The following is a 26,813-nucleotide window of genomic DNA, read 5'->3' as shown; positions in this document are numbered from 1 at the left end:
GCTGCCAGGCCGACGACGGCGGCAGCCGCCAGCAGACGAGCGACGAAACGTTTCATGTGTCTTCCTCCCATTGCCCCGCTTGCGGGGACTTTCTCGTCTTCCGCCTCCGCCGGCCGGCACTTCGCCGCCTTTGCGGAACGCGCTTTCCGGCCGCTCGCGCCTCCCGCGCTGCCTCCGGAAAAATCAGAATGACGCATTCCAAAACGCATCATATGGAATTTTTATTCCATTTTTGGCTTGGCGGTGTCAAGCTGAAATCGGCCGTGCCGCTGCGTCGGATGGCGCGGGCCGGAACGCGCGCAAGGAAAACCGGGATCGGGACGAGCAGGGGAGGACGCCGATGAGCGACAAGGATGTCGGCACGGCCGAGGAGGCGGCGCCGCCGCGCGACTATGACGGGTTGCGGGCGCTGCTGATCGAAAGGAAGCCGGCCATGCCCAAGCGGCTGGCGCAGGTCGCCGCGTTTGCGGTCGACCGGCCGGACGATGTGACCTTCGGCACGGTGGCGGTGATCGCCGAGCAGGCCGGCGTGCAGCCCTCGACGCTGGTGCGCTTTGCCCAGTCGCTCGGCTACCAGGGCTTTTCGGAACTGCAAGACGTGTTCCGCGCGCGGCTGCGCGAGCGCTGGCCGGAGTATGACGAGCGGCTGGAAGTGCTGAGGCGGCGCAGCGGCGACAGCAACGGCGCCCATGCGCTGTTCGGCGATTTCGTCGACACGGCGGTCGCCTCCCTGCTGCGCATGCGCAACTCGCTCGCCCCCGACGTGATGGAGGAGGCGGCCCGCGCCATGGCGCGCGCGCGGGTGATCTATCTCGTGGCGCAGCGCCGGGCCTTCCCGGTCTCGGCCTACATGGCCTACGCCCTCTCGAAGCTCGGCATGGCGGCGGTGCTGGTCGACAATCTCGCCTCTCTCGGCCCCGAGCAGGCCTCGGCCGCCGGGCCGCAGGACCTGCTGGTGGCGGTGAGCTTCACCCCTTACGCCTCGCTGACGGTGGATGTGGCCAATGCGGCGGCGGCGCGCGGCGTGCCGGTGCTGGCGCTGACGGATTCGCCGTTTTCGCCGCTGATCCAGTCGGCGAAGGTGGTGGTGGAGGTGGCGGAGGCCGACCTCGGCGCCTTCCGCTCGCTGTCCGGCACGTTGTGTCTTGCCATGGCGCTGTGCGTCGCGGCTGCCGAGATGCGCCGCGACGGGGTGGGCGAGGAGCGCTGAGCCGGCGATCTACCCGGCGGCGGGCCCACCCGTCGGCATGCTCGCCGGGCTGCGGTCGAACTTGGACGCGAGCACGATGGAGGATTGCGAGCGGCGCACGCCGGGGACCACGGCGATCTCGTCCAGCGCCTCGTCGAGATCCTCCAGCTGCGGCGCCTCGACCACCAGGAAGAGGTCGAACTCGCCGGCGATGGTCAGGCAGGTGCGGATTTCGGGAAATGTCGCCAGCCGGCGGATCGTCTCGCGCATCTGCTGCTGCTCGACGGCGAGCATGACAAGGGCGCGCACCGTGGTGCCGGTGTCGGGGCGGGCGAGGACGGCGGTATAGCCGGCGATCGCCCCGGTGCGCTCCAGCCGGGCGATGCGCTCATGCACGGTGGACCGTGCGACGCCGAGTCGGCGGGCGATATCCGCCGTCGGCATGCGGGCATTCATCTGCAGCAAGGCGATCAGCTTGCGGTCAAGTGCGTCCCGGCCTGTGGTCATGACGATCTGTCCATTCTCCCGTCGATCCGCCGGTTATAGCGGCAATACGTCGGAAGGGCAGGGGAAACGTCGGCGCGGGCGGTCAGGCAACGCGGGTGTCGTCGGCCGCGACGTCGGGATCGGTCTCGCAGCGCACGAGGTTGCGTCCTGCGCCCTTGGCGGCGTAGAGCGCGGAATCGGCGCGCGCGATCATCGATTGCGGGGTGTCGTCTCTGCGGAAGGTCGACACGCCGATGGAGATGGTGATGCGGCCGAGATTCTCGCCGGTGGAGCGCTTGACCAGCTCCTTGGACAGGACGGCGCGGCGAATGTGCTCAGCGACGGTGACCGCCTGGCGCAGCGAGGTGTGCGGCAGCAGGATGGCGAATTCCTCGCCGCCGTAGCGGCAGGCGACGTCATGGCCCTTGACGTTCTGCTTGACCGCCAGCGCGACGAGACGCAGCACCTGGTCGCCGGTCTGGTGGCCGTAGGTGTCGTTGAACTTCTTGAAATGGTCGATGTCGGTGAGCAGCAGCGACAGCGGCTCCTGGCTCTGCGCGGCGTCCTTCACCATGCGCTCGATCGTGTGATCGAAATGCCGGCGGTTGCTGAGCGTGGTGAGCTCGTCGGTGAGCGACTCGTAGCGGATCGCTTCCAGGCTCTCCTGCAGCTCCTCGATCTGGCGCCGCGACTCGATGAGCTGACCTTCGAGCTGGCGGTTCGACCCGGCGGTGTTGCGGGTGGCGAGAAGCAGGTGGGCGACGAGCTGCTTGAGCTGCTGCGGGTCCTCCAGCGTTTCCAGCTGAGCCTGCGCGCCCTCCAGCGACTGGCCGTATTCGGTGACGGATTCGACGCTCTGGCCGAGCATGTCGACCATGTCGCGGATCTCGTCGGAGATCTTCTCGCCGACCTCGTCGATGCGGTCGCCGAGCTTCGTCGGCGACAGGAAGCTGTTGTAGATCTGCTGCAGCTGCTCGGTGGTGACCGTGCCCTTGGCGCCGACGATCTCGTTGACCGCACGGTTCAGCGAATGGTTGAAGCCGGCCGCATAGGTGTACCAGAGCTCGTAGAAACGGGGATACGCCGGCAAGACATTCTTGCGGATATACTTGAGGGCGGCGTCACCGTACACGATGGTGCGCTTGTGATCGTCTTCCTGGGCCATGCGATGCTTCCACACGTCTCGGTTTTGTGCCAGGAGGATGCACGCGACCTCGATATCAATGTAGTTTCTATAATTCTCATTTAAGCCTTAAGGCACGGTTAAGCATACCTTAATGCTCCGTCAACGGAATCCGGCTCCAAAAAGCGGTTAATACAGTAAAAACGGCGCGCGCAATCTTTGCGCGCAGATTTCCGCCGTTCTCGCGAGCGCGTGCGGTGTGACGTGCCGGGCGGCATGGACGATGCACGGTTGCATTCTGCACTGGTGGGAAAGAATGGCCCGGCACCTTCTGCCGGACGGCAGGGCCAAAAGAAAAGGGCAGGCGCGAGGCCTGCCCTTTGTCCGTTCGGGTTAAGGCGTTGCCGGCGACTCAGCCCTTGGAGGGGCGAATCTCGCGCAGCAGGAAGGCCGGGACATGATCGCCGAGGCCGATGACCGGCGCGTCGTCGTCCTGCCGGCGGCGGTTGTTGCCGCCGCGCCGGTTGTCGGAGCCGCCCTTGCCGCCGGAGCGGTCACGCGAAGGGCCGGCATTCTGGTCGCGGCGCGGGCCGCGGTCGCGCGGCGCATTGCGCTGCTCGCCGCCGGAGGATGCGGTCTTTTCGGCAGCGGGCTTTTCTGCGGCAGTCTTGCCGGCTGCCGGCTTTGCCTCGGGCGCGGGCTTGTCGGCGCTGCGTGCCGGCTTACCGTCGGCTTTCGCCTCGTCCTTGACGTTGTCCTTGGCCTCGGCCTTCGGCGCGCTGCGGCGCTTGCGGGCGGGACGCTCGGCAGCCTCGTCCGAGGCGTCCGCTTCGGCCCTGCGACTTCTGCCGGTGGAAGAGGAGGAGGAGGAACGGCCGCCGCGGCGCGGGCGGTCCGCCGCCTCCGCGGAGAAGTCGATCTCTTCGTCCAGCCAGGGGATCTTGCGATCGATCAGCTTCTCGATCGACTGCAGGTACTTCTGGTCGCCCGGCGTCACCAGGGTGATCGCGACGCCGCTCCGCCCGGCGCGCCCCGTGCGCCCGATGCGATGGACATAGTCCTCCGCATGAGTGGGGATGTCGTAGTTGTAGACATGGCTGACGGCGGGAATGTCGAGACCGCGGGCGGCCACGTCGCTGGCCACCAGCAGGGTCAGCTCGTTCTTGCGGAACTGCTCCAGCGTCGCCATGCGCGAGCGCTGGTCCATGTCGCCGTGCAGCGCGCCGACGGAATAGTCATGGCGCTGCAGCGAGCGGAACACGGTCTGCACGTCGCGCTTGCGGTTGCAGAAGATGATCGCGTTGGTGAGGTTCTCGGCCTGGTCGATCATGCGGCGCAAGGTGGAGCGCTTGTCGAAGTCCTTGGAGCCGGAGGCGACGATGTTCTGCGTCACGGTCTCGGCGGTGGAGGAGGTGCGGGCCACCTCGACGCGGGCCGGATTGTGCAGGAACGTGTCGACGAGACGCTGGATCTCCGGCGGCATGGTTGCCGAGAAGAACAGGGTCTGGCGCGTCATCGGGATGAGCTTGCAGATGCGCTCGATGTCGGGGATGAAGCCCATGTCGAGCATGCGGTCGGCCTCGTCGATGACGAGGATGTCGACGCCCTGCAGCAGCAGCTTGCCGCGCTCGGTATGGTCGAGCAGGCGGCCGGGCGTGGCGATCAGAACGTCGACGCCGCGGTCCAGCTTCTTGTTCTGGTCGCCGAACGAGGTGCCGCCGATCAGCAGCGCCACGTTGAGCTTGTGGTTGATGCCGTACTTGTTGAAGTTCTCCTCGACCTGGGCGGCGAGCTCGCGCGTCGGCTCGAGGATGAGCGTGCGCGGCATGCGGGCCCTGGCGCGGCCCTTTTCGAGCAGCGTCAGCATCGGCAGGGTGAAGGAGGCGGTCTTGCCTGTACCGGTCTGGGCGAGACCCAGCACGTCGCGTTTCTGCAGCACGTGCGGGATGGCAGCAGCCTGAATGGCGGTGGGTTCGGTGTAGCCGGCCGCTTCAACGGCAGCGAGCACTTTCTCGCTCAGTCCAAGTGAGGAAAAGGACATATGACCTTGATGGTATGACAGGGACGAAAGCCATGACCCGACAGCGTCCTGGGGGGCTGGCACTTTGGCGCGCACACTACAGTTTCAAAATAAATTGTCAATGACACACAGTCGCAGGACGGTTCTCGGCAAGAATTTCGCTCAGGATCGCCCGGCGCGGCGCGGGTCAGTTACTTGCCGGCTGAAACAGGTAACCAGCAGCATCGTCGTTTTCCAGAAACAGCTCGTAAGTGGTGTCGCCCATGTCGACGAAGGCGACGACGCCGTGCGGGTCCGCCTCGCTGCGCAGCCCGGCGACACGTGCCCCCAACTCGCCCGCCTCGGAAACCTCGACCGGGGCCTTGCCCTCGCGCAGCACGAAGAGCCGGTCGCGCTCCGCCTCGCGGGCCACGACGAAGGCCGTGCCGGAGCCGTCCGGTCCGGGCAGCCGGGTCAGGCCCTGCAGCGCGGCCGGCAGGGCGGCGACGATGTCGGAGACCGGATCGGCGCGAACGGGATGGGCGGGCAGGGCGAAGAGCGAGACGGCAAGGCCGGCGGCGAGTGCAAGACGTGCGGTCATGGTGGGGTCCTCTTGCGGTTTGGCGTCCTGCCGTGCGGGGTGGCGATACGGATGTCAGGCGGGAGCGGCAACGACCGGCAGGGCCAGGGTCGTGCCCTCGTAGAAGTTCCGGTAGTCGGCGGCATAGCGGCGGCGCACGGACAGGCGCAGCGCCGGTTCGATCTCGGCCACCAGCGCGGCAATCGTCTCTCGATGCGGGTCGCGAATGCCCGGCAGCGGGCCGATATCGACGCCGCAGGCATGTGTCAGCTCGGCGCGCAGGGCCTGCCAGTCGGCCTCGCCGGTCTCGTGGCGCAGCACGCGGGAGGGCAGAAGGCGGGCCTTGTGCGTCAGGATCGCGGTCTGGGAGCGATAGGCGTTGGGGCTCTGCCAGTCGGGCATGGCGCAGACGCGGGCAACGAAGCCGGGAAAGTCGTCGCCCGGACGGAAGGCGCGGTCGGCACCGGGGGGCGGCGCGGCTTCCGTACGCATGCGGTGGAAGCAGGCGGCAAGGCGGGTGAGCGGATCGCGCACCACGGAAAAGACGAGGGCGCCGGGATGGCGGCGCACGAGTTGGCGCCCGGACAGGAGATTGAGCCCGTCGGCCCAGGAGGCGAGGGTGCCGGTGGCATAGGAGGCGCAGGCGTCCTCGCCTGCATCGGCGCCCCAATCGTCTGCTGTCTCGTCCTCGCAGAAATCGTCGGTATCGAACGGTTCGCCACCACTGCCGGCGGTCAGGCGCAGCAGGGCCTGGCGGATGTCCTCGCTCGCCGCGTTGGGGCAGCGGCCATAGGCCAGGCCGAGATGCGGCAGCACGAGGAAATTATGGTCCCGCAGCGGCCGGCGGCGGCGGAGATAGGCGTGAAGTATCGCCTTCAGCACGGCTGCGACGTCCTGTGACTGGGCCCGTGGGCCGCAGATGCGGTCACGGGCCTTGTTGCGGGGCACCTTCCGGCCATGCCGGGGTCTCGGGGGGGCCGGATTACGGGGTCTTCTCCAGCAATACTGCAGCAACTGTATGGCCGAAAGACGGTTTGGGACTTTCCCGTCTGCCGGCCCGGCCGCAGGGCAAGAACCTGCAATCTAGATGTCGAGTTCCTCGGCGAAGCGGGCATTCTCCTGGATGAACTGGAAGCGCGCCTCGGGCTTGTTGCCCATCAGCCGCTCCACCGCCGAGCCTGTTCCTTCCGGATCGGCGGCGCTGATCTCGACGCGCAGCAGGCTGCGTTTGTTCGGATCCATCGTCGTTTCCTTGAGCTGGGCGGGAAGCATCTCCCCGAGGCCCTTGAAGCGGCCGATGTCGACCTTGGCATTGCCCTTGAACTCGCGGGCGAGCAGCGCGTCCTTGTGGGCATCGTCGCGCGCATAAAGGGTGCGCCCGCCCTGGGTCAGCCGGTAGAGCGGCGGATTGGCGAGGTAGAGATGGCCGTTGCGGATGAGCTCGGGCATCTCGCGGTAGAAGAAGGTGATCAGCAGCGAGGCGATATGGGCGCCGTCGACGTCGGCGTCCGTCATGATCACCACCTTCTCGTAGCGCAGGTCGGCGTCGCGGTAGGTCTTGCCGGTGCCGCAGCCGAGCGCCTGGATCAGGTCGGCGAGCTGCTGGTTTGCGGCGAACTTGTCGCGCCCGGCGCTGGCGACGTTGAGGATCTTGCCGCGCAAGGGCAGGACGGCCTGGTTGAGCCGGTTGCGGGCCTGCTTGGCGGAGCCGCCGGCCGAATCGCCTTCGACGATGAACAGCTCCGAGCCGGCCGCCTGGTTGGAGGCGCAGTCGGCGAGCTTGCCCGGCAGGCGCAGCTTGCGCACCGCGGTCTTGCGGGCGACGTCCTTTTCCTGGCGCCGGCGCAGCCGCTCCTCGGCCCGGTCGATCACCCATTCCAGCAGCTTGTTGGCCTGGTTCGGCGAGGCGGTGAGCCAGTGGTCGAAGGCATCGCGCACGGCCGTCTCGACGATGCGGGTGGCCTCCGATGTCGCCAGCTTGTCCTTGGTCTGGCCGACGAATTCCGGCTCGCGGATGAACACGGAGAGCATGGCGCCGGCGGAGGTGACGATGTCGTCGCCGGTGATGACGGCGGCCTTCTTGTTGCCGGTCAGCTCGGCATAGGCCTTGAGGCCGCGCAACAGGGCATAGCGCAGACCCGCCTCGTGGGTGCCGCCCTCGGGCGTCGGCACGGTGTTGCAGTAGGAATTGATGAAGCCGTCGCCGGCGAACCAGGTGATGGCCCATTCGACGGCGCCGTGGCGGCCGGTATCTTTGGTGCGGCCGGCGAAGGTGTCGTCGATGACCCGCCGCTCCTTGCCGAGCGCGTCCTGGAGGTAGTCGCGAAGCCCGCCGGGGAAGTGGAAGGTCGCCTCGGCCTCGACACCCTCGCGCGTCGCGACCTCCGGGTCGCAGCGCCAGCGGATCTCGACGCCGGAGAAGAGATAGGCCTTGGAGCGGGCCATCTTGAACAGGCGCGCCGCCTTGAAGGCCGCACCCTTGCCGAAGATCTGCTCGTCGGGAACGAAGCGCACCAGGGTACCGCGCCGGTTCTGGACGTCGCCGACGCATTCCAGCGGGCCGGCCGGCACGCCGCGGCGGAACACCTGGCGATAGAGCTTGCGGGCGCGGGCGACCTCGACGGTCAGCTCCTGCGACAGGGCGTTGACCACGGAGACGCCGACGCCGTGCAGGCCGCCGGAGGTCTCGTAGACCTTGCTGTCGAACTTTCCGCCCGCATGCAGCGTGGTCATAATGACCTCGAGCGCGGACTTGTCGCGATGCTTGGGATGGGGATCGATCGGAATGCCGCGGCCGTTGTCGACGACGGTCAGGCTGCCGTCGGCGCCCAGCGTCACCTCGATCCAGCTGGCATGGCCGGCGACCGCCTCGTCCATCGAGTTGTCGATGACCTCTGCGAAGAGATGGTGCAGGGCGCGCTCGTCGGTGCCGCCGATATACATGCCGGGCCGCCGGCGCACCGGCTCCAGCCCCTCGAGCACCTCGATATGCTCGGCCGTGTAGTCGGAGCCGTCGCCGCGCTCGGCGCGCGGGGACGCGCTGCGGCGGGCGGCCGGGGCGCTCGGGCTCGGCGCCGGGCGGGAAGCCGGGTCGGCCTGCGGACCCTTGCCGGCGGGGGCGGCCATGCCTTCAGTGTCGAAGAGGTCGTCGTTGGTGGTCATGCTCTGTCCGGTCGGGGGCGCCAGGCTGCGCCCGAATCAACTGCGATTCTGCCAAGTGCGATGGATTCGGCCAAGGATCAAGCCTTCAGTCCTCCGCAGACAACCGTTTTTCAACGGATCGCCTGCATGATGGGCATCGTGGGCGTGAGGGGCGACCGTCAGAGAGCGGCGGCCCGTGCAGGAGGTAAGCGTCATGAATATCATTTCGTCCAGTCATGTAGCGCGTCGGGCCGACCTGGTGGCAGCGGGTGCGCTGCTCGTCTCGGCGCTGCTCAACATTCTCGTGGCCTGAGGGGCAAGCGGTGCCGGGCACCGGCCTTGTCGTTTGTGACGAGTCTGCAACAGTGTTGCCGGACTCGTGCAACGGGCGCGCGATCAGGGCAGCTGTGCCGCGTTTCGGCCATCTTTTAACGGCCACCGTGAGCCGTGCCCGATGCCGGTGGTCGCGATTGCGGCGACGGGATGACGGACACGGTCCTACTCTTGCCCAGTTGCCGGTCTAGGCTCCGGAACATCAGGGAAGAGAGGGCCCGCAAGGCGGCAGATGGCGACTGGCAGGTTCGCCGCAGGCTGGAAGCGGGCACTCCGGGAAGGTCACTTTCCGGATGAGGATCAAGGGGCAAAACAAGGGGGGGACGTGGCGCCGAGATGCGCTGCGCAACCTGACGGACCCGCCCGGTGCAAAGGTGTTCGAGCCTTGACCGACCGGTCGACGGATCCGCGAAGAAGGGACAGGACGCTTGCGCGAAAGGCGGGCTTTCAAGATGCGACAGGGCCGCGGCTGCGACCGGCATACGAAGGCGTGCGACCCGGCGCGGGCGCGAGGTGGTCAATGATACGGATCATCGGTTCAGGCCTGGCGTATGCCGTTGTCCTGGCGCTGGCAGCGCCGGTCACGGTACAGGCACAGGAAACGGCTGCGGAAGCCGCCGCCAAGCTGTCGGGTGCGGCCCCTGCCTCGCAGGACCTCTCGCCGGGCGAGGCGCTGCGCGTCGGTACGCAGTTCTACTATGCCGGCGAGAAGGAGCGGGCGCTCGATTCCCTGCGCTTTGCGGCCGAGCAGGGCCATCCGCTCGCTGCGTGGAAGCTCGGGCGGATGTATTCGCGCGGCGACGGCGTCCAGGAAGACGACATCAAGGCGTTCGAGTATTTTCGCCAGGTCGCCTCGAAATATGCCGACGACAGCCCGAGTTCGCCGCGCGCTCCGTTCGTTGCCAGCGCCTTCGTCGAACTCGGCTCCTACTATCTCACCGGCATCAACAACAGCGCGATCGAGCCGAACGTGGCGCGGGCGCGCGAGATCTTCACCTATGCCGCCTCCTATTTCGGCGATGCGGATGCCCAGTTCCATCTCGGCATGCTGTATCTCGACGAGCCGGAGCGCGACCCGCACATGGCCGCGCGCTGGCTGAAGCTGGCCGCGCAGAAGGGCCACCTGATGGCGCAGGCGCGGCTCGGCGAGCTGCTGTCGAACGGCGAGTTCGGCGGCAACGAGAACCGCACCGCCGGGCTGATGTGGCTGACGGTCGCCCAGCGCCGGGCGCATGGCGATGAGGCCGCGTGGATCGGCGAGGCGCAGGAGCGCAGCTTCGGCCTTGCCTCCGAGAAGATGCGCCGCCGTGCCGCAGCGATGGCCGACAACTGGCTGTCGAAGAACGGCGCGGTGGTCGCCGAGAAGACGCAGTAAGGGCGGGACGGGTTTCCTACGGCAGATTCGAAGGCGGGCAGGGGATTTCCCTGCCCGTTGTCGTTCGTGCGCTCGTTTCCGCCGAGCAGCAAGACGGGGGCAGACGGGGCTTCACGGGACTGCGGCCTGCCGCTGCCGCCGCTGCCGCAGCGTCAGGAATGCTCGCGAAAGCCCGGTGCCTGTGCTAGGCTTTTTCATGCGCAGGACCTGGCTGCCCCGCATCCGTATCAGACGGGCCCGTGACGGGCGGGCGGCGCCGGCTCTTCCGGGAGTCGCCGCAGGCAACTGGTTTGCGCGGCGTTCTCCCTCGCTCCGTCCTGTGTTTCTGTCGGCGTTCTGCCTGCCGAGCCTGGCCTCCGCCATGCTCCTGGTGCTGGCGTTCGCCGGCCCCTCCGCGGCCGTCGAGATCGTTTCCGGCGGGGAGAAGGAGAGGGCGGGCGCGGACACCATCGCCGACGGCAGCGCCGCCCTTGGCGGACCGGACTGCACCTGCCGCTATTTCGGGGTGAACTACCGGCTCGGCGAGACGGTCTGCCTGCGTAGCCCCGAGGGGCCGCGCCTTGCCCGCTGCTCGATGGTGCTCAACAACACCACATGGGAAACGCTGGACCGCTCGTGCCCGACTTCTGCCCGCGCGCCGATGACGCTCGCCGCAGCACCCCTGTGCCTGCCGGGCGGATAGGTGCGGGTTTCCGCCACCGCTCCGGGAACGAATAGGCCGCGGATCTTGCGATGCTCGTCCGGAGTGACGGCCGAGGGGATGCGAGGCCGTGCCTTCCCCTCGACTGTGATCCCGGGCAAGGCGAAGCCGACTCGGGATCCAGAGGTACCCTCAGCGAGTGCGAGGCGGACGGCGGGCCCAGCCCCTCAAGCGGCGAGGCGGACCCAGACGGGGACGTGGTCGGAGGGCTTTTCCCAGGCGCGGACATGGGCGTCGATGCCGGCGCCCTCGAAGCCGTCGGTCGCCTCCGGCGACATCAGCACGTGGTCGATGCGGATACCGTTGTTCTTCTGCCAGGCGCCGGCCTGGTAGTCCCAGAACGTGTAGACGTCCGCGTCCGTGTTGACCGCGCGCACCGCCTCGGTGAAGCCGAGGCCGACAAGCGCGCGGAAGGCCGAGCGGCTCTCCGGCTGGAACAGGGCGTCGTCCACCCAGTTCTGCGGATTGCGCGCGTCGATCGGCTGCGGGATGACGTTGTAGTCGCCGAGCAGCAGGAAGCGCTCCTCGTCGGCGAGGCGCGCACGGGCATGGGCGATGAGCCGCTGCATCCAGGCGAGCTTGTAGGCAAACTTCTCCGTGCCGAGCGGGTTGCCGTTCGGCAGGTAGAGGCAGCCGACGCGCAAGGGGCGGGCATCGCCGTCCTTTGTCTCGATCCGCGCCTCGATGTAGCGGGCCTGCTCGTCGCCGTCGTCGCCGGGCAGGCCGCGCACGACCTCGCTCACCGGGCTGCGCGAGAGGATGGCGACGCCGTTGAAGCCCTTCTGGCCGTGGGTCTCGACATGATAGCCGAGCGCCTCGAAGGCCTCGCGTGGGAAGCCCTCGTCGACCGACTTGATCTCCTGCAGGCAGGCGACGTCGGGCGCCGCCTCGCGCAGCCAGGCAAGCGTTACGTCGAGGCGCGCCTTGACGCCGTTGATGTTCCAGGTGGCGATTTTCAACGGCGTGGTCCCGTGATGCGTGGCGAAAGGGATCGCCGTCAGATGGCGAAGCTGGTGCCGCAGCCGCAGCCGGCGGTGGCGAGCGGATTGCGGATCTGGAAGGACTGGCCCATCAGGTCGTCGACGAAATCGATGACCGCGCCTTCCATGTATTGCAGCGAGACGGGATCGATGAGCACGCTGGCACCGTCGCGGGCAAGGACGATGTCGCCCTCTTCCTGCTCGGTGACCAGGTCGTATTTGTACTGGAAGCCGGAGCAGCCGCCGCCTTCCACCGAGACACGCAGGCTGGTGCCCGCCGGCTCGGACGACAGGATGCGGGCGATGCGGCGCACGGCGGCGTCGCTCAGCTCCACGCCCTGTGCCGTCGATGCAATGTGATCGGCCATGGTCGTCACTCTCTTTCGGGCCGCGGCGTTCTCCACGGTGGGAGCGCTGGCGGCGCTTGCGGTTTGCGGAAGGCCGCCGGCCTTGCGGCTCTTCGGCTTTCCGGCCCGCACAGTCGGCATCTTGGGGCGAAAGGGTGCGCGGCCTCTCGGTCTTCGCGCAAAATTCCGCCGCTCGCTCGCATGCCGCCCTGTGCAAGGCGTTACCGAATAGGTATGAACAGCGCGAGCATGCGTCAACAGTCTCGCATGGATGGCGCCGCAGTGCGAGCCCGCGACCGATGCCGGCGGGCGGCGTGCGAGACGCCTTCGCAACGACCCGGGGAGCCCTCATGACCGCACCGCTTGGCTATGGAGCCCAGCCGCGCGCGCCCTACGCCACCGATCCCGACCGCAGCGTGGGCCGGCTCGTGCCCGAGCCGGAAAGCCCGACCCGCACACCGTTCCAGCGCGACCGCGACCGGATCATCCATTCGACGGCGTTCCGGCGGTTGAAGCACAAGACGCAGGTCTTCGTCTATCACGAGGGCGACCACTTCCGGACCCGGCTGACGCATACGATCGAGGTGTCGCAGATCGCTCGCTCGCTGGCGCGCGCGCTGAGGCTCGACGAGGACCTGGCCGAGTGCCTGGCGCTGGCGCACGACCTCGGCCACACGCCCTTCGGCCACGAGGGCGAGGACGTGATGGACGCCTGCATGGCGCCCTATGGCGGCTTCGACCACAACGCCCAGTCCCTGCGGATCGTGACGCTGCTGGAGCGGCGCTACGCCGAGTTCGACGGGCTGAACCTGTCGTGGGAGACGCTGGAAGGCCTCGTCAAGCACAACGGCCCGTTGACTGCGGCCGACGGCACGCCGCTCGGCAAGTTCGCCAAGACAGGGCTGCCCTTCGCTATCGCTCAGCACGCGCTGAAGCAGGACCTGCGGCTCGACACCTGGCCGAGCGCGGAGGCGCAGGCCGCGGCGATCGCCGACGACATCGCCTATGACGCACATGATCTCGACGACGGCCTGCGCGCCGGGCTGCTGTCGCTGGACCAGCTCGGCGAGGTGCCGTTCTTCGCCGATATCCTGGCCGAGGTCGATGCCCGCTATCCGGGGCTGGAGGAGGCGCGGCGCATCCACGAGATCGTCCGCCGCTCGATCACCCGGATGGTGGAGGACGTGATCGGCGAGGCGGTGCGGCGGCTGGAGCGGCTTGCCCCGCAAAGCGTGGAGGACATCCGCCGGGCCGGGGAGCCGGTCGTGACCTTCTCGCGCGAGATGGCCATGCGGGAGAAACAGGTGAAGGCGTTTCTCTTCGCGAATCTCTACCGGCACGAGTCGGTGCTGGCGGTGCGCCGGGAAGTGGCGGCCGTCGTGCGCGAGCTCTTCGCCGCCTACATGGAAGACGCCGGCAGGATGCCGGAGGAGTGGCGACGCGGCCTCGACGAGGCCGATGCCGACCGGCGCGCGCGGCGCGTGTGCGACTTCATCGCCGGCATGACCGACCGTTTCGCCATCGAGGAACACGGGCGGTTGTTTGACCGCACTCCCGTTTTGGGATAGGTCGCCGCCGACCGTTTCGCTCGTTTTGCGCCAAGACACCGAAAGACCGACATGAACATCTTCAGCCACTATGCCGACCTGGTCCGGGCGGCAATCCGCGAGCTGCATCCGGGCGACGACGTCAGCGCCGAACTGTTGCAGCGCTGCGTGGTCGAGCCGCCGCGCGACAGCGCCCACGGGGATCTGGCCACCAATGCCGCGATGGTGCTGGCCAAGCCGCTGAAGACCAATCCGCGCGCGCTCGCCGAGCAGTTGGCCGCGCGGCTGGCGGAAAACGACGACATCGTCAGCGCCGAGGTGGCGGGGCCGGGCTTCATCAACCTGCGTCTCACCGAGGGCGTGTGGGCCAAGGTGGTGGCCGCGATCCTGGCGGCGGGCACGGATTACGGCCGCTCCACCATGGGCGGCGGGCTGAAGGTCAACGTCGAATACGTGTCGGCCAACCCGACCGGGCCGATGCATGTGGGCCATTGCCGCGGCGCGGTGGTGGGCGATGCGCTCGCCTCGCTGCTCGACTTCGCCGGCTACGACGTCACCCGCGAATATTACATCAACGATGCCGGCTCGCAGGTCGACACGCTGGCGAGCTCCGCCTTCCTGCGCTACCGCGAAGCGCTCGGCGAGGATATCGGCGCGATCCCGGAAGGGCTCTATCCGGGCGACTATCTGGTGCCGGTCGGGCAGATGCTGGCCGAGAAATATGCCGACCGCCTGCTGGCGATGGACGAGCGCGAGCGCATGGTGCTGGTCAAGGATGCCACCATCGACGCGATGATGGACCTGATCCGCGCGGACCTGGCGCTGCTCAACGTGCGGCACGAGGTGTTCTTCTCCGAGCGCACGCTGCATGCGCGCGACGGCGCCAACGGGTCGCAGATCGACCGGATGCTGGACGAGTTGCGCTCGCGCGACCTCGTCTACGAGGGCACGCTGCCGCCGCCGAAGGGCCAGCTGCCCGACGATTGGGAGGACCGCGAGCAGACGCTGTTCCGCGCCACCGATTTCGGCGACGACATCGACCGGGCGCTCAAGAAGTCCGACGGGTCCTACACGTATTTCGCGGCGGACGTTGCGTATTTCCTGTCGAAGTACGAGCGCGGCTTCAAGGAGATGATCTTCATCCTGGGCGCCGACCACGGCGGCTACGTCAAGCGGCTGGAGGCGGTCGGACGCGCCATCTCCAGGGGCGAGGCCAAGGTGATCGTGCGGCTGTGCCAGCTGGTGAAGCTGTTCCGCGCCGGCGAACAGGTGACCATGTCGAAGCGCTCCGGCGAGTTCGTGACGCTGCGCGACGTGGTGGAGGAGGTGGGCCGCGACCCGGTGCGCTTCATGATGCTGTACCGGAAGAACGACGCGCCGCTCGACTTCGACTTCCAGAAGGTGACCGAGCAGTCGAAGGACAACCCGGTCTTCTACGTGCAGTACGGCCATGCCCGCTGCCGCTCGGTGCTGCGCCAGGCCGGCGAGGAATTCGGCGCGGAGGCGGTTTCGCCGCAAGCCCTTGAAGGGGCTGACTTCTCACTGCTGACCGATTCGGGCGAGCGCGACATCGCCGCCAAGCTCGCTGCCTGGCCGCGGCTGGTGGAAAGCGCAGCGGAAGCACACGAGCCGCACAGGGTGTCGTTCTACCTGCACGAACTGGCCAGTGCCCTGCATTCGCAATGGAATAAAGGCAAGGATTCGCCGCAATTACGTTTTATTAACGCTGAAGATCGACAAACAACACTGGCCCGCCTGGGTCTCGTACATGCAATCTCCCTGGTTCTTGCCTCCGGCCTTGGCATTCTCGGCGTGGAGGCTCCGGAGGAGATGCGATAGGGCGGGATGGATCGCCGGTGCGCAAGGCGCGCCGCAGTCAGCGGAGAAGTCCCTAGCACCATGTCCAGTCGCTCGAACTATCCGGTCCAGGGCCAGCGCGGCGATCGATACCAGGCGGATGCTGGCCAGTCCGGGGACAATGCCGGGTTCGAAGAGGATCCGCTCGTCGAGCTGGCGCGCATCGTCAGCGAGGGCAATGCCCGCTACCGTCCGGTCGCGCTCGGCGCCGAGGGCGAGGCGCCGGCCGTCCAGGGCAGTGGCCAGGGCAGCTACGACGCCTCGCGCGACCTGATCGACCACGAAGCGTGGGCGCGCGAGCTCGAGGCCGGGCTGTCCGACGATTTCGGCACCTATGCTCCCGAGACCTACGAGAAGTCCCAGGACTACCAGGGGCAGGACTATCAGGATCAGGCTTACGCAGGTCAGGCCTACGAAGACCCGCATGAGGGCTATCCGCAGGACGAGGCGGAGGCGCTCGCCGACGACAGCTTCCCGCAGGATCGCCGCGAGGCGGAGACCTTGGCCCCGCAGCCCTATGTGGACGAGGTCTATGCCGACCGCGCCCTGGTCGACGAGGGGCTGGCCGATCCGCAAGACCCTTACGCCCGCCAGCCCTATGCCGAGGACGGCTACACGGACGAGAACTATGCCGAGCCGGATGCGGCAGAGGCACAGCCGCTCGATGCCTATGCCCGGCGCGCGGCCGAGGTGCGGGCGGCGCCGGCCTATGCCCCGGCGCAGCTGTGGGCCGGGTCTGCCACCCAGACGGACGATGCCGGCTATTACGACGAAGACGCCGCAGACGATTTCGCCGATGAGCTTGCCGCGGAAGAGGCTGCTGCGCCGGATCCGCTCGCCTCGCTGGAGGACGAGTTGCTCGGCGCGTTGCGCGGCCCGCGTGCCGCCGAGCCGGCCTGGGGGGCGGGCGCTGCGGCCGAGGCCGCGTCCGACGACTATGCCGAAGAGGGTGCCGCCGAGGGCGATTATCAGGACGACGAGTACGAGCAGGACGGTTACGAGGCGCGCCGGGACGAGGACGACGACGATCTGCTCGGCCTCGGCGCTGTGTCCGGTGCGCGTCACTACGGCACGGCTGCCGCAACTGGTGCTATGGCGGCAGGCGCTGCCTCGCCGCGCTATCGCGACGAGTACGACGAGGCGGTCGACGACATTTTTGTCGGGGAGACGGAAGCTCCGCCGCCGCCGGGCGGCTACGACCTCGACGAGGTGGCGCAGGCCATGCGCGAGGGCGATCCGCAGCTCGGCGGCCACGGCGTGCTGCCGCCGCATTCGGAGCGTGAGCAGGAGGCGGCCGAGCCGGCCGCGAAGTCGAAGCGCGGGCTCTATGTTGCAGCCGCCGTGCTCGGTGTCGTGGTGCTGGGCGGCAGCGTTTTCGCGCTGACCAACCTGGGCGACGACGAGATGTCCGGTCCGCCGCCGGTGATCACCGCCGACGGCGAGGACCTGAAGGTCTATCCCGACAGCCAGACCTCCTCGAGCGACGGCCAGAACAAGCTGATCTACGACCGCGTCGGCAGCGACGGCGACGAACGCCTCGTGCTGCAGGACGAGACCCCGGTGGCCTCGCTGCCGCCGGCTCCGCTGACCGGAAACGATGATGCGGACGGCTCCGGCGTTTCGTCCGGGCCGCGCAAGGTGCGCACGGTGGTCGTTCGTCCCGACGGCACCATCATTTCCGGCGATGCGCCGGGCCGGACCGCGCCGGGCGCTGCAACCGCGCCGGCAACCGACACCGCGACGACGCCGGCCGGCGATACCGCGCGCATTCCCGGCACCGGCCCCGAGGAGCCGGCAACGGCGAACGGACAACCGACGACCGACGCCAATGGCGTGCGCCAGGTCTCGACCATGCCGATCACCAACGGTGCGGGCGAGGGGGCGCAGAACCAGCTGACCTCGACGCTGGATGCGGCCGGACAGGCGGCGAACGGGGCGGCGAACCAGCTGTCGGGCGACGTTTCGACCCAGACACCAGACCAGACGCCGGGCCAGACGCCGGAACCGGCAGCCGCGAATGGCGGCACCGAGACCGCGGGCACCGATCCGATGGCTCCCAACGTGCCTCGCACCAAGCCGGACGATATCGATACGCTGGCGGCCAATGCGGCGGCCCCGAGCCAGGCGGAACCTGCCCGCAACACGCAGGCGCCGCTCGACCTGACGGCGCAGGCCCCGCGCGTGCCCGCGCCGACAGCTCCGGCCCAGCCGCAGCAGCCGTCGGCAACGCAGGCCTCCGCCCCGGCGACCGGCTCGATCCCGGCCGGCACCTATATCGTGCAGGTGTCGTCGCAGCGGACCCAGGAACAGGCACAGGCGGCCTTCGGCGACCTGCAGCGGCGCTACGGCGCGGTGCTCGGCGGCGTCTCGCCGGTGATCGAGCGCGCGGATCTCGGCGACCGCGGCACCTTCTACCGGGTGCGCATCCCGACCTCCTCGCGCGACGATGCGATCTCGCTCTGCGAGCGATTGAAGTCGGCCGGCGGCGACTGCTTCGTGCGCCGGAACTGACGGGCCGCGCCCTTGCGGCGAGAGGATAGAATTGCAAGCGGGCGGACCGGACGACGGGCCGCCCGTTTTCGCGACACGCGAGCCTTCCACCCAATGACCGGCGCTTTGAGGCGGCCGGGAAGACACGGGATTTTCAGCCGATGACCAAGGCCTTCATCACCGGGTGTGCCGGCCACGGCTTGAGCGAGGAGGAGCGGGCGTTCCTGGCGCGCGAGCAGCCCTGGGGCCTGATCCTGTTCGGCCGCAACTGCCAGTCGGGCGAGCAGATCGCCGCGCTGTGCGCCGAATTCCGTAAGTGTGTCGGCCGGGAGGACGCGCCGGTGCTGATCGATCAGGAGGGCGGACGGGTGCGCCGCCTGCGCCCGCCGCTGGTCGGCGACTATCCGGCCGGGGCGATCTACGGGCAGCTGCTTGCCACCAACCGCGAGGCGGGCCTGCGGGCCGCGTTTCTCGGCGGCCAGCTGATCGGCACGGATCTTCGGGAGATGGGCATCACCGTCGACTGCGCGCCGATCCTCGACGTGCCGGTGGCCGGGACGAGCCAGGCCATCGGCGACCGCGCCTATGCTGCGGAGCCAGAGGAGGTCGCGGCCATCGGCCGGGCCTTTGCCGACGGCCTGCTGGCGGCCGGCGTGCTGCCGGTGATCAAGCACATGCCGGGCCACGGCCGGGCGACGGTGGACAGCCACTATCACCTGCCCGTCGTCGAGGCGGGACTGGCCGAGCTGCAGGAGACGGATTTCGCGCCGTTCCGCGCCCTTGCCGACCTGCCGCTCGGGATGACCGCCCATGTCATCTTCACCGCGGTCGACCCCGAGCGCCCGGCCACCCAGTCGGCGCCGGTGATCGAGGAGATCGTGCGCGGGGCCATCGGCTTCGACGGGCTGCTCATGAGCGATGACCTGTCGATGAAGGCGCTCGGCGGCGAGGTGGGCGAGCGGGTGCAGCTGCTGTTTGCCGCCGGCTGCGACATGGCGCTCCACTGCAACGGCGAGATGGCGGAGATGGTCGCGGTGGCCGGCGCGAGCCCGGAATTGTCGGGCAGGGCGCTGGAGCGGGCGCAGGCCGCGCTGCGGGCCATGCCGCAACCGGCGCCGCTCGACCGGCGGGCTGCGCGCGCCGAATTCGACGCCTTGCTGGCGGAGGCGCGCGCTCTGTCCTAAAAGGGAACCCTGACAAAGTCCGGCCCGGCAACCGATCCGGGCGGTTCGGGCGAGGCAGCTGGGGGCAGGGGTGCAGGACACCTTCTTCGAGGATCCGGATCCGGCAAGCGTCGCGGCAGACCGCGCCTTGAGCGATCCGGCGCTGGTGGTGGATGTCGACGGCTTTGAAGGGCCGCTCGACCTGCTGCTGACGCTCGCCCGCAAGCAGAAGGTGGATCTCGCCCGCATCTCGATCCTGGCATTGGTCGAGCAGTATCTGGAATTCGTCGCCGAGGCGCGGCGGCTGCGGCTGGAGCTGGCGGCCGACTACCTGGTGATGGCCGCCTGGCTCGCCTACCTGAAATCGCGGCTGCTGATCCCCGAGCAGAAGGAAGAGGACCAGCTCACCGGCGAGGAGATGGCGGCAGCGCTGGCCTTTCGCCTGCGGCGGCTGGAGGCGATGCGCAAGGCGGCGGAAAAGCTGATGAATCGCAACCGGCTGGGCCGGGACATCTTCGCAAGGGGACGGCCCGAGGCGGTGTCGATTGCCCGGCGCAGCGCCTGGTCGGCGACGCTCTACGACTTGCTGATCGCCTATGCGGCGCAGCGCCAGCGGACCTCTGTCACCTCCGTCCAGGTGCGCCGCCGCACCGTCTGGTCGCTGCAGGAAGCGCGCGACCTGCTGATGCGGATTGTCGGATTGCATATGGACTGGATGCCTCTGGATGCCTATCTGTCGAAGTATATCGGTGATGGCAGCAAGGCGAGCACCGTGCGGGCCAGCACCTTTTCGGCAAGTCTCGAACTCGTGCGCGAGGGAGAGCTTGAATTGCGCCAGGCAGAGCCGTTCGCCCCGCTCTACCTGAGACGCAGGCCCGATCCGGGCGATCGCGGACCCCTTGAAGGTTCGCCAGCGTCGGAAACCGGCGAAGAGAACGAGGCGTGACGTGACGAGCGGCCGGGAGCAGGCAGCACAGGGCGAGAATGCAGTGCGGGACGAAACGGACGGCGAGTTGCCGCTCGACGACCTGCAGGCAATGCCGGAACCCTCGCCGGAAAGCGGACTGCGCATGGCGGAAGCGCTGCTCTTCGCCTCGCGCGACCTGCTCAGCGTCGAGGAGATCGCGGCAAGGTTGCCGGCCGGCACCAATGTTCGCGCTTTGATAGACACGCTTCGCCGCGCCTATGCGACCCGCGGCGTGAATGTTGTGGAAATCGGCGGAAAGTTCGGGTTTCGCACGGCCGAGGATCTCGCCTATCTGCTGGCGCGTGAGCAGGTGGAGGATCGCAAGCTTTCGCGCGCCGCGCTGGAGACGCTGGCGATCATCGCCTATCACCAGCCGGTGACGCGGGCCGAGATCGAGGAGATCCGCGGCGTGTCGACCTCGAAGGGCACGCTCGACGTGCTGATGGAAACCGGCTGGATTCGCATGCGCGGCCGGCGAAGGACGCCGGGACGGCCGGTGACCTACGGCACCACGGAAGGCTTCCTGGAGCATTTCATGCTGACTTCGGTCGGCGACCTGCCGGGGCTTGAGGAACTGAAGGGCTCCGGCCTGCTCGACAGCGCCGTGCCGGCCGGGTTCACCGTGCCGGTGCCTGACGATTCCTCCGACCTGCGGGACGAGGAAGACCCGATCGACGAGGCCGAATTGTTCGATTTGATGCAAGACGAAGACGAGCCGCACCATGACCGCGACGATTGACGCAAGGCAGGCCGAGGCGCCGGTCCGGCGCTGGGGCACGCGCGGCACCGCCGGTGCGACCATCGCGGCGCGGCTGAGCTTTGAAGCCGTGAGCCATTCCTACGGTCACCTGGCGGCCGTGCGCTCGGTCTCGCTGACGGTGGAGCCGGGCGAGGTGCTGTGCCTGCTCGGCCATTCGGGCTGCGGCAAGACCACCTTGCTGCGCATCGCCGCCGGGGTCGAGCGCCAGTCGTCGGGGCGGGTCCTGATCAACGAGCGGGAAGTGGCCGGGCCGCAGGCGTTCCTGCCGCCGGAGCGGCGCGGCGTCGGTCTGATGTTCCAGGACTATGCGCTGTTCCCGCATCTGACGATTGCCGAGAACGTCGCCTTCGGGCTGACGCATATGGGCCGGGCCGAGGCGCGCCAGACGGCGCTGACGGCGCTGACTCGGGTGGGGCTCGCCTCGCATGCGGGCGATCACCCGCACGCCCTGTCGGGCGGCGAGCAGCAGCGCGTGGCGCTGGCCCGCGCGATTGCGCCGCGGCCCGGCGTGCTGTTGATGGACGAGCCGTTCTCCGGCCTCGACCGGCGGCTGCGCGACACGGTGCGCGACGAGACGCTGGCGGTGCTGCGCGAGACGCGGGCGACCTGCGTGATGGTCACCCACGACCCGGAAGAGGCGATGCGCATGGGCGACCGCATCGCCCTGATGCGCAAGGGCCGGCTGGTGCAGGTCGGCAGCGCCGACGATCTCTACAACCGTCCCGTCGATATGTTCGCGGCGCGCTTCTTCTCCGAGCTGAACGAGCTGGAGGCGAGCGCCGGCGACAAGGAGGTGGAGACGGTGTTCGGCCGCTTCCCGGCCGAGGGCATCGCCCGCGGCATGGATGTCGACGTCTGCGTGCGCCCGCAAGGCATCCTGCTCGGCGAGCCGGGCGAGGGGCAAGTCGGGCGCATCATGCGCCGGCGGTTCATCGGCGAGGTCGATCTCGTCGAGGTGGCGGTGGAGGGGCTCGACCTGCCGCTCCACGCAAGGATTCGCGACGGCGGACGCTTCGCCGTCGGCATGGATGTCGGGGTGCGCCTCGATGCCAGAGACGTGATCGCCTTCCCGCGCGAAAGCGGGGAATAGGGCCGCAAGGGTCCGGTTGCGGTGGCGACCGCTTTGTTGCAATAGTGCCGCGCCGGAGCGCGTGCACCGGAAGACCAGGGAGTTGGGCGTATGGGTATCAGCATTTGGCAGATCCTGATCATCGCGGTGATCGTTGTTCTGCTGTTCGGCCGCGGCAAGATCTCCGAGCTCATGGGCGACGTCGCCAAGGGCATCAAGAGCTTCAAGAAGGGGCTCAACGAGGACGACGAGGCCGAGACGGACACCGCCGCCAGCCGCAAGACGATCGATCACAAGGCCGACGAGACCGTGGTTACCAGCAAGTCCGAGGACAAGTCCCAGGCGGGCTGAGCGCCGGGACGAGCCGGACGCGTGGCGCCATGCCGCCCCTTCGCGGGCGGCGTGCGGATGCGGCCATTGACCCTTCGAATGCGGAAGACGGATCGACATGTTCGATATCGGCTGGACGGAACTGCTTGTTGTCGCGGTCGTCATGATCCTTGTCGTCGGGCCGAAGGACCTGCCGCGGATGCTGCGTACCTTCGGCCAGACGATCGGCAAGGTGCGGCGGATGGCGGGCGAGTTCCAGTCGACCTTCAACGAGGCGCTGCGCGAGGCCGAACAGCAGGCCGACATCGCCGACATGAAGAAGCAGGTCGAGAAGGCGGCGAATTTCGATCCGCTCGGCGACATCAAGAAATCCATCGAGACGGATCGCAAGCCGCCGAAGCCGGCCGAGGCCAAGACCGCCGACACGGCGGCGGCCGAGCCGGCGGACGAGGCGGGCGGAAAAGGCACGACGCCGGCGGGCGCATCCGAGACCGGTACCGGGCCGGCTGCGCAGCCGCAGGCGACCCAGGCTTCGGCGGCGGGGGCCCCGGCAGCAAAGACCCCGGCGACACCGGGTTCCGCAACGCCGGGCGAGAGCGGCACGGCCAACACGGCGAGTGACAGGACGGCATGAGCCAGGAAGACATCGACGCCTCGAAGGCGCCGCTCATCGAACACTTGATCGAATTGCGCAGCCGGTTGCTGAAATCGGTGGTGGCGACGCTCCTTGCGTTCATCGTGTGCTTCTACTTCGCGCAGGACATCTACAACATCCTGATCATCCCTTACGAGAATGCCGCCGGGCATCCCGTGGAGATGATCTATACGGCGCCGCAGGAGCTGTTCTTCACCCAGCTGAAACTCGCCTTCTTCGGCGCGCTGTTCATCGCCTTTCCGGTGATCGCCGGCCAGCTCTACATGTTCGTGGCACCGGGGCTCTACAAGCACGAGCGCGGCGCGTTCCTGCCGTTTCTCTTCGCGACGCCGGTGCTGTTCGCCGTCGGCGCGTCGCTGGTGTTCTTCATGGTGATGCCGCTGGCCATGGGCTTTTTCCTGTCGATGGAGCAGGACGGGACGGGCGGCACGGCCAAGATCCAGCTGATGGCGCGGGTGAGCGAGTATCTCGGCCTCATCATGACGCTGATCTTCGCCTTCGGCCTGGTGTTCCAGCTGCCGGTGCTTCTGACGCTGCTCGGACGCGTCGGGCTGGTTTCGGCCGAGGGGCTGAGGTCCAAGCGCAAGTACGCCATCGTCATCGCCTTCATCGCGGCGGCGGTGCTGACGCCGCCGGATCCGATCAGCCAGATCGGCCTTGCACTTCCCACACTGCTTCTCTACGAAGTGTCGATCATCTGCGTCAGGCTGGTCGAGAAGAAGCGGGCCGAGCGGGAGGCCGCCGAGGCGGAGACCTGATCCGGGCCGCGACCGACGACCCGCCATTCCGGCGCGCCGGCAGCAATCCCGGGGTTTCTCATGTTCGACATCAAGTGGATCCGCGACAATGCCGCGGCTTTCGACCGCGCCATGGACCGGCGCGGACTGGAGCCGCAGGCGGCGCGGCTGATCGCCATCGACGACCGGCGGCGGGCGCTCGTCGCCGATCTGCAGCAGGCGCAGGAGCGCCGCAATGCCGCCTCGCGCGAGATCGGCAAGGCCAAGGCCTCCGGTGACGAGCAGGCCGCGCAGGCGGTGATCGACGAGGTGGCGAGCCTCAAGGCGAAGATCCAGCAGGGCGAGGAGCAGGAGCGGCAGATCGATGCCGAGCTGCAGGCCGCCCTGTCCGTGCTGCCCAACATGCCGCATGACGACGTGCCGGACGGCGCGGACGAAAGCGACAACGTCGAAGTTCGCCGCGTCGGCACGCCGCGCACGCTCGACTTCACCCCCAAAGAGCATTTCGAGATCGCCGGCGCGCTGCCGGGCCTTGCCTTCGAGCGGGCCGCGCGCATTGCCGGCGCGCGCTTCGTCATGCTGCAGGGGCGTCTCGCCCGTCTGGAGCGGGCGCTCGGCCAGTTCATGATGGACCTGCAGACCGGCGAGCACGGCTACATGGAAGTGTCGCCGCCGCTCCTGGTGCGCGACGAAGCGCTCTACGGCACCTCGCAGCTGCCGAAGTTCGCCGAGGACCTGTTCAAGACCACCGACGGGCGCTGGCTGATCCCGACCGCCGAGGTGCCGCTGACCAACATGGTGGCCGGCGAGACGCTGGACGAGGCGGACCTGCCCTTGCGCGTGACCGCGCTGACCCCGTGCTTCCGCTCGGAAGCGGGCTCTGCGGGGCGCGACGTGCGCGGCATGTTGCGCCAGCACCAGTTCTGGAAATGCGAGCTGGTGTCGGTGACCCGCCCCGAGGACTCGCTGGACGAGTTGGAGCGGATGACCGGTTGCGCCGAGGAAGTGCTGAAGCGGCTCGGCCTGCCGTACCGGGTGATGGCGCTGTCGGCCGGCGACATGGGCTTCGGCGCGCGCAAGACCTACGACATCGAGGTCTGGCTGCCGGGGCAGAACGCCTATCGCGAGATTTCCAGCTGCTCGGTCTGCGGCGACTTCCAGGCGCGGCGCATGAACGCGCGCTTCCGCCCGCAGGGCGAGAAGGGCCTGAAGTTCGTGCACACGCTGAACGGCTCGGGTATCGCAGTCGGCCGCGCGCTGATCGCGGTCCTTGAAAACTACCAGAACGCGGACGGCAGCATCACGGTGCCCGAGGCGCTGAGGCCCTATATGGGCGGCATCGAGACGATCGAGGGGCTTTGATGCGCATCCTGCTGACGAACGACGACGGAATCCACGCAGCCGGCTTTGCCGCGCTGGAGCAGATCGCCGGGGAACTGAGCGACGACGTGTGGGTGGTGGCGCCCGAGACCGATCAGAGCGGCGTGGCGCACTCGCTGACCCTGCACGACCCGCTGCGCCTGCGCGAGATGGGCGAGCGCCGCTACTCCGTGCGCGGCACGCCGACCGACTGCGTCATCATGGGCGTGCGCGAGATCCTGACCGACAAGCGGCCGGACCTGATCCTGTCGGGCGTCAACCGGGGCCAGAACGCGGCCGACGACGTGACCTATTCCGGTACCATCGCCGGCGCCATGGAGGGCACGCTGATGGGCATCCGCTCCATCGCGCTGTCGCAGGGCGTCGCCTGGTCGAAGGGCGCGCGGGCCGACTATTCCTGCGCGATCTCTCACGCGCCGAAGCTGATCGAGCGCCTGCTCGGCTTCAGCTTCCCGCCCGACACGCTGCTCAACCTCAACTTCCCGCCTTGCGCGCCGGACGAGGTCGAGGGCATCGAGGTGACGCGGCAGGGCAAGCGCAAGGTGAGCGAGCTCGGCGTCGATGCGCGCACCGACGGGCGCGGCGTGCCCTATTACTGGCTCGGCTTCCGCAACGCGGATGAGGATCCGCCGCGCGATACCGACCTGTCCGCTCTGGTGCACAACCGCATTTCGGTGACGCCGCTGAAGCTGGACTTGACGGCGCACGACCTGCTCGGCGAACTGAAAGACCTGCTGGGCTGAGAACGCGCGTTGCGTTCCCGGCCAGCGATGGCCGAGGGAGGGGCTGGTGAGCGACAACGGCGAGGGTCCGGACGACGGCGAGGACATGCGCAACGCCGCCGAACGGCAGGCCGAGGCCGACCGTGAGGCGACGGCAGCGCTCATCCTGCGCCTGCGCTCGCAAGGCATCCGCAACACAAGGCTGCTCTCCGCCATCGAACGGGTGCCGCGGCGCCTGTTCCTGTCCGCGGCCATGCAGCGGCATTCGGGCGAGGACACGGCGCTGCCGATCGAATGCGGCCAGACCATCTCCCAGCCGAGCCTCGTGGTGCGGATGACCGATGCGCTGGACATCGGCCCGGCGCACAAGGTGCTGGAGGTCGGCACCGGCTCCGGCTTCCAGGCAGCGATCCTCGGCCTGATGGCGGGGGAAGTGCACAGCATCGAGCGCTATCGCACCCTTGTCGACCTGGCACGCGAGCGACTGGCCTCGCTGCGCATCACCAGCGTGCGCGTGCATCACGGCGACGGGCTGGAGGGGCTGTCCGAGCATGCGCCCTACGACCGGATCATCGTGACGGCCGCCGGACCGGAGATCCCCAAGGTGCTGCTCGATCAACTGGCCGAGGGCGGCAAGCTGATCATGCCGCGCGGACCCAAGGGCAGCGTGCAGGAACTGGTGCTGGTGGAGAAGCAGGGCGGGCGCGTATCGGAAAAAGTGCTGGCCGAGGTTCGATTCGTGCCGCTGGTGGAAGGGACGGCGAGCCGGCTGTAATCGGCGGCCGGCGCTGCGTGCGGGCGGCAGGGCGCGTCCGGAGGTTCCGCCATAAAACGCAAATTGGTTTACGGGCGGCGCGCGACTTTAAGTCTTTATCAACGTTAC

24 protein-coding genes are annotated in these 26,813 nt (G+C 68.4%); 16 read left to right on the top strand and 8 right to left on the bottom strand.

Annotated elements, in window-relative coordinates; genetic code table 11:
* The first annotated feature begins 340 nt into the window (after nt 1–340).
* Nucleotides 341–1,210 carry a MurR/RpiR family transcriptional regulator gene (locus MNI96_RS02295; protein WP_249690003.1) on the top strand — a complete coding sequence of 290 codons (870 nt, stop codon included), beginning with the start codon at nt 341–343 and terminating at the stop codon, nt 1,208–1,210.
* Between the two features lie 9 nt (nt 1,211–1,219).
* On the opposite strand, the gene MNI96_RS02290 is transcribed toward MNI96_RS02295, so the two are convergent.
* The 6 genes from MNI96_RS02290 to parE form a co-directional block, all read right to left on the bottom strand.
* A complete protein-coding gene (locus tag MNI96_RS02290; protein ID WP_249690001.1) occupies nt 1,220–1,696 on the bottom strand; it encodes an Lrp/AsnC family transcriptional regulator in 477 nt (158 codons plus the stop codon).
* Nucleotides 1,697–1,778: 82 nt separating this feature from the next.
* Nucleotides 1,779–2,840, bottom strand: coding sequence for a GGDEF domain-containing protein (locus tag MNI96_RS02285; protein WP_249689999.1), 1,062 nt, complete (start codon nt 2,838–2,840; stop codon nt 1,779–1,781).
* 370 nt (nt 2,841–3,210) lie between these two features.
* Nucleotides 3,211–4,839: a DEAD/DEAH box helicase gene (locus tag MNI96_RS02280; protein WP_249689997.1), complete on the bottom strand. Its 1,629-nt coding sequence runs from the start codon at nt 4,837–4,839 to the stop codon at nt 3,211–3,213.
* Nucleotides 4,840–5,005: 166 nt separating this feature from the next.
* Nucleotides 5,006–5,398, bottom strand: a complete 393-nt coding sequence (locus MNI96_RS02275; RefSeq protein ID WP_249689995.1) for a hypothetical protein — start codon at nt 5,396–5,398, stop codon at nt 5,006–5,008.
* Between the two features lie 54 nt (nt 5,399–5,452).
* Nucleotides 5,453–6,259, bottom strand: a complete 807-nt coding sequence (locus MNI96_RS02270) for a sulfotransferase family 2 domain-containing protein (protein ID WP_249689992.1) — start codon at nt 6,257–6,259, stop codon at nt 5,453–5,455.
* 201 nt (nt 6,260–6,460) lie between these two features.
* Nucleotides 6,461–8,539 (bottom strand): DNA topoisomerase IV subunit B, encoded by a 2,079-nt coding sequence (parE, locus tag MNI96_RS02265; RefSeq protein ID WP_249689991.1) that lies wholly within the window; start codon nt 8,537–8,539, stop codon nt 6,461–6,463.
* Between the two features lie 832 nt (nt 8,540–9,371).
* On the opposite strand from parE, the gene MNI96_RS02260 reads away from it, so the two are divergent.
* Nucleotides 9,372–10,226 (top strand): tetratricopeptide repeat protein, encoded by an 855-nt coding sequence (locus MNI96_RS02260; protein WP_249689989.1) that lies wholly within the window; start codon nt 9,372–9,374, stop codon nt 10,224–10,226.
* Between the two features lie 361 nt (nt 10,227–10,587).
* Nucleotides 10,588–10,908, top strand: coding sequence for a hypothetical protein (locus MNI96_RS02255; RefSeq protein WP_249689987.1), 321 nt, complete (start codon nt 10,588–10,590; stop codon nt 10,906–10,908).
* Nucleotides 10,909–11,093: 185 nt separating this feature from the next.
* Here MNI96_RS02255 and xth read toward each other — a convergent pair whose 3' ends face one another.
* Together xth and erpA are read right to left on the bottom strand one after the other, a co-directional pair.
* Nucleotides 11,094–11,885, bottom strand: coding sequence for an exodeoxyribonuclease III (xth, locus tag MNI96_RS02250; RefSeq protein ID WP_249689985.1), 792 nt, complete (start codon nt 11,883–11,885; stop codon nt 11,094–11,096).
* 38 nt (nt 11,886–11,923) lie between these two features.
* Nucleotides 11,924–12,274: an iron-sulfur cluster insertion protein ErpA gene (erpA, locus tag MNI96_RS02245; RefSeq protein WP_249689983.1), complete on the bottom strand. Its 351-nt coding sequence runs from the start codon at nt 12,272–12,274 to the stop codon at nt 11,924–11,926.
* 329 nt (nt 12,275–12,603) lie between these two features.
* Here erpA and MNI96_RS02240 point away from each other — a divergent pair, with 329 nt between their 5' ends.
* The 13 genes from MNI96_RS02240 to MNI96_RS02180 all read left to right on the top strand — a co-directional run bounded on the left by MNI96_RS02240 (nt 12,604) and on the right by MNI96_RS02180 (nt 26,705).
* Nucleotides 12,604–13,821 (top strand): deoxyguanosinetriphosphate triphosphohydrolase, encoded by a 1,218-nt coding sequence (locus tag MNI96_RS02240; protein ID WP_249689981.1) that lies wholly within the window; start codon nt 12,604–12,606, stop codon nt 13,819–13,821.
* 51 nt (nt 13,822–13,872) lie between these two features.
* The gene (gene argS, locus MNI96_RS02235) at nt 13,873–15,639 is read left to right on the top strand and encodes an arginine--tRNA ligase (protein WP_249689978.1); all 1,767 of its coding nucleotides are present in this window, start codon (nt 13,873–13,875) and stop codon (nt 15,637–15,639) included.
* 60 nt (nt 15,640–15,699) lie between these two features.
* Nucleotides 15,700–18,168, top strand: a complete 2,469-nt coding sequence (locus MNI96_RS02230) for an SPOR domain-containing protein (protein ID WP_249689976.1) — start codon at nt 15,700–15,702, stop codon at nt 18,166–18,168.
* A gap of 140 nt (nt 18,169–18,308) precedes the next feature.
* A complete protein-coding gene (gene nagZ, locus MNI96_RS02225; protein WP_249689974.1) occupies nt 18,309–19,331 on the top strand; it encodes a beta-N-acetylhexosaminidase in 1,023 nt (340 codons plus the stop codon).
* Between the two features lie 70 nt (nt 19,332–19,401).
* The gene (locus tag MNI96_RS02220; protein WP_249689973.1) at nt 19,402–20,256 is read left to right on the top strand and encodes a segregation and condensation protein A; all 855 of its coding nucleotides are present in this window, start codon (nt 19,402–19,404) and stop codon (nt 20,254–20,256) included.
* 91 nt (nt 20,257–20,347) lie between these two features.
* Nucleotides 20,348–21,016, top strand: a complete 669-nt coding sequence (gene scpB, locus MNI96_RS02215; protein WP_158196007.1) for an SMC-Scp complex subunit ScpB — start codon at nt 20,348–20,350, stop codon at nt 21,014–21,016.
* A complete protein-coding gene (locus MNI96_RS02210) occupies nt 21,000–22,127 on the top strand; it encodes an ABC transporter ATP-binding protein (protein ID WP_249689971.1) in 1,128 nt (375 codons plus the stop codon). Before scpB ends, MNI96_RS02210 begins: the two co-directional genes overlap by 17 nt.
* A gap of 90 nt (nt 22,128–22,217) precedes the next feature.
* A complete protein-coding gene (locus MNI96_RS02205) occupies nt 22,218–22,457 on the top strand; it encodes a twin-arginine translocase TatA/TatE family subunit (protein ID WP_158192402.1) in 240 nt (79 codons plus the stop codon).
* Between the two features lie 97 nt (nt 22,458–22,554).
* Nucleotides 22,555–23,070 carry a Sec-independent protein translocase protein TatB gene (gene tatB, locus MNI96_RS02200; protein ID WP_249689968.1) on the top strand — a complete coding sequence of 172 codons (516 nt, stop codon included), beginning with the start codon at nt 22,555–22,557 and terminating at the stop codon, nt 23,068–23,070.
* The gene (gene tatC, locus MNI96_RS02195) at nt 23,067–23,849 is read left to right on the top strand and encodes a twin-arginine translocase subunit TatC (protein WP_249689966.1); all 783 of its coding nucleotides are present in this window, start codon (nt 23,067–23,069) and stop codon (nt 23,847–23,849) included. The genes tatB and tatC overlap by 4 nt, the downstream gene beginning before the upstream one ends.
* A gap of 60 nt (nt 23,850–23,909) precedes the next feature.
* On the top strand, nt 23,910–25,190 hold the full coding sequence (gene serS / locus MNI96_RS02190) for a serine--tRNA ligase (RefSeq protein ID WP_249689964.1): 1,281 nt from the start codon (nt 23,910–23,912) through the stop codon (nt 25,188–25,190).
* Nucleotides 25,190–25,951, top strand: coding sequence for a 5'/3'-nucleotidase SurE (gene surE / locus MNI96_RS02185; RefSeq protein WP_249689962.1), 762 nt, complete (start codon nt 25,190–25,192; stop codon nt 25,949–25,951). Before serS ends, surE begins: the two co-directional genes overlap by 1 nt.
* Before the next feature lie 46 nt (nt 25,952–25,997).
* A complete protein-coding gene (locus MNI96_RS02180) occupies nt 25,998–26,705 on the top strand; it encodes a protein-L-isoaspartate(D-aspartate) O-methyltransferase (protein ID WP_249689959.1) in 708 nt (235 codons plus the stop codon).
* Nucleotides 26,706–26,813 lie beyond the last annotated feature (108 nt).

The sequence above is a fragment of the Stappia sp. WLB 29 genome (assembly GCF_023507705.1).
In the GTDB taxonomy this organism is placed as follows: domain Bacteria; phylum Pseudomonadota; class Alphaproteobacteria; order Rhizobiales; family Stappiaceae; genus Stappia.
This window is presented reverse-complemented; position numbering and strand designations above follow the sequence as displayed.

Bases quoted from the DNA above. Each gene is read 5' to 3' on its own strand.
- MNI96_RS02295 (WP_249690003.1), top strand. From the start codon at position 341: ATGAGCGACAAGGATGTCGGCACGGCCGAGGAGGCGGCGCCGCCGCGC.
- MNI96_RS02290 (WP_249690001.1), bottom strand. From the start codon at position 1,696: ATGACCACAGGCCGGGACGCACTTGACCGCAAGCTGATCGCCTTGCTG.
- MNI96_RS02285 (WP_249689999.1), bottom strand. From the start codon at position 2,840: ATGGCCCAGGAAGACGATCACAAGCGCACCATCGTGTACGGTGACGCC.
- MNI96_RS02280 (WP_249689997.1), bottom strand. From the start codon at position 4,839: ATGTCCTTTTCCTCACTTGGACTGAGCGAGAAAGTGCTCGCTGCCGTT.
- MNI96_RS02275 (WP_249689995.1), bottom strand. From the start codon at position 5,398: ATGACCGCACGTCTTGCACTCGCCGCCGGCCTTGCCGTCTCGCTCTTC.
- parE (WP_249689991.1), bottom strand. From the start codon at position 8,539: ATGACCACCAACGACGACCTCTTCGACACTGAAGGCATGGCCGCCCCC.
- MNI96_RS02260 (WP_249689989.1), top strand. From the start codon at position 9,372: ATGATACGGATCATCGGTTCAGGCCTGGCGTATGCCGTTGTCCTGGCG.
- MNI96_RS02255 (WP_249689987.1), top strand. From the start codon at position 10,588: ATGCTCCTGGTGCTGGCGTTCGCCGGCCCCTCCGCGGCCGTCGAGATC.
- erpA (WP_249689983.1), bottom strand. From the start codon at position 12,274: ATGGCCGATCACATTGCATCGACGGCACAGGGCGTGGAGCTGAGCGAC.
- MNI96_RS02240 (WP_249689981.1), top strand. From the start codon at position 12,604: ATGACCGCACCGCTTGGCTATGGAGCCCAGCCGCGCGCGCCCTACGCC.
- argS (WP_249689978.1), top strand. From the start codon at position 13,873: ATGAACATCTTCAGCCACTATGCCGACCTGGTCCGGGCGGCAATCCGC.
- MNI96_RS02230 (WP_249689976.1), top strand. From the start codon at position 15,700: ATGTCCAGTCGCTCGAACTATCCGGTCCAGGGCCAGCGCGGCGATCGA.
- nagZ (WP_249689974.1), top strand. From the start codon at position 18,309: ATGACCAAGGCCTTCATCACCGGGTGTGCCGGCCACGGCTTGAGCGAG.
- scpB (WP_158196007.1), top strand. From the start codon at position 20,348: ATGCCGGAACCCTCGCCGGAAAGCGGACTGCGCATGGCGGAAGCGCTG.
- MNI96_RS02210 (WP_249689971.1), top strand. From the start codon at position 21,000: ATGACCGCGACGATTGACGCAAGGCAGGCCGAGGCGCCGGTCCGGCGC.
- MNI96_RS02205 (WP_158192402.1), top strand. From the start codon at position 22,218: ATGGGTATCAGCATTTGGCAGATCCTGATCATCGCGGTGATCGTTGTT.
- tatB (WP_249689968.1), top strand. From the start codon at position 22,555: ATGTTCGATATCGGCTGGACGGAACTGCTTGTTGTCGCGGTCGTCATG.
- tatC (WP_249689966.1), top strand. From the start codon at position 23,067: ATGAGCCAGGAAGACATCGACGCCTCGAAGGCGCCGCTCATCGAACAC.
- serS (WP_249689964.1), top strand. From the start codon at position 23,910: ATGTTCGACATCAAGTGGATCCGCGACAATGCCGCGGCTTTCGACCGC.
- surE (WP_249689962.1), top strand. From the start codon at position 25,190: ATGCGCATCCTGCTGACGAACGACGACGGAATCCACGCAGCCGGCTTT.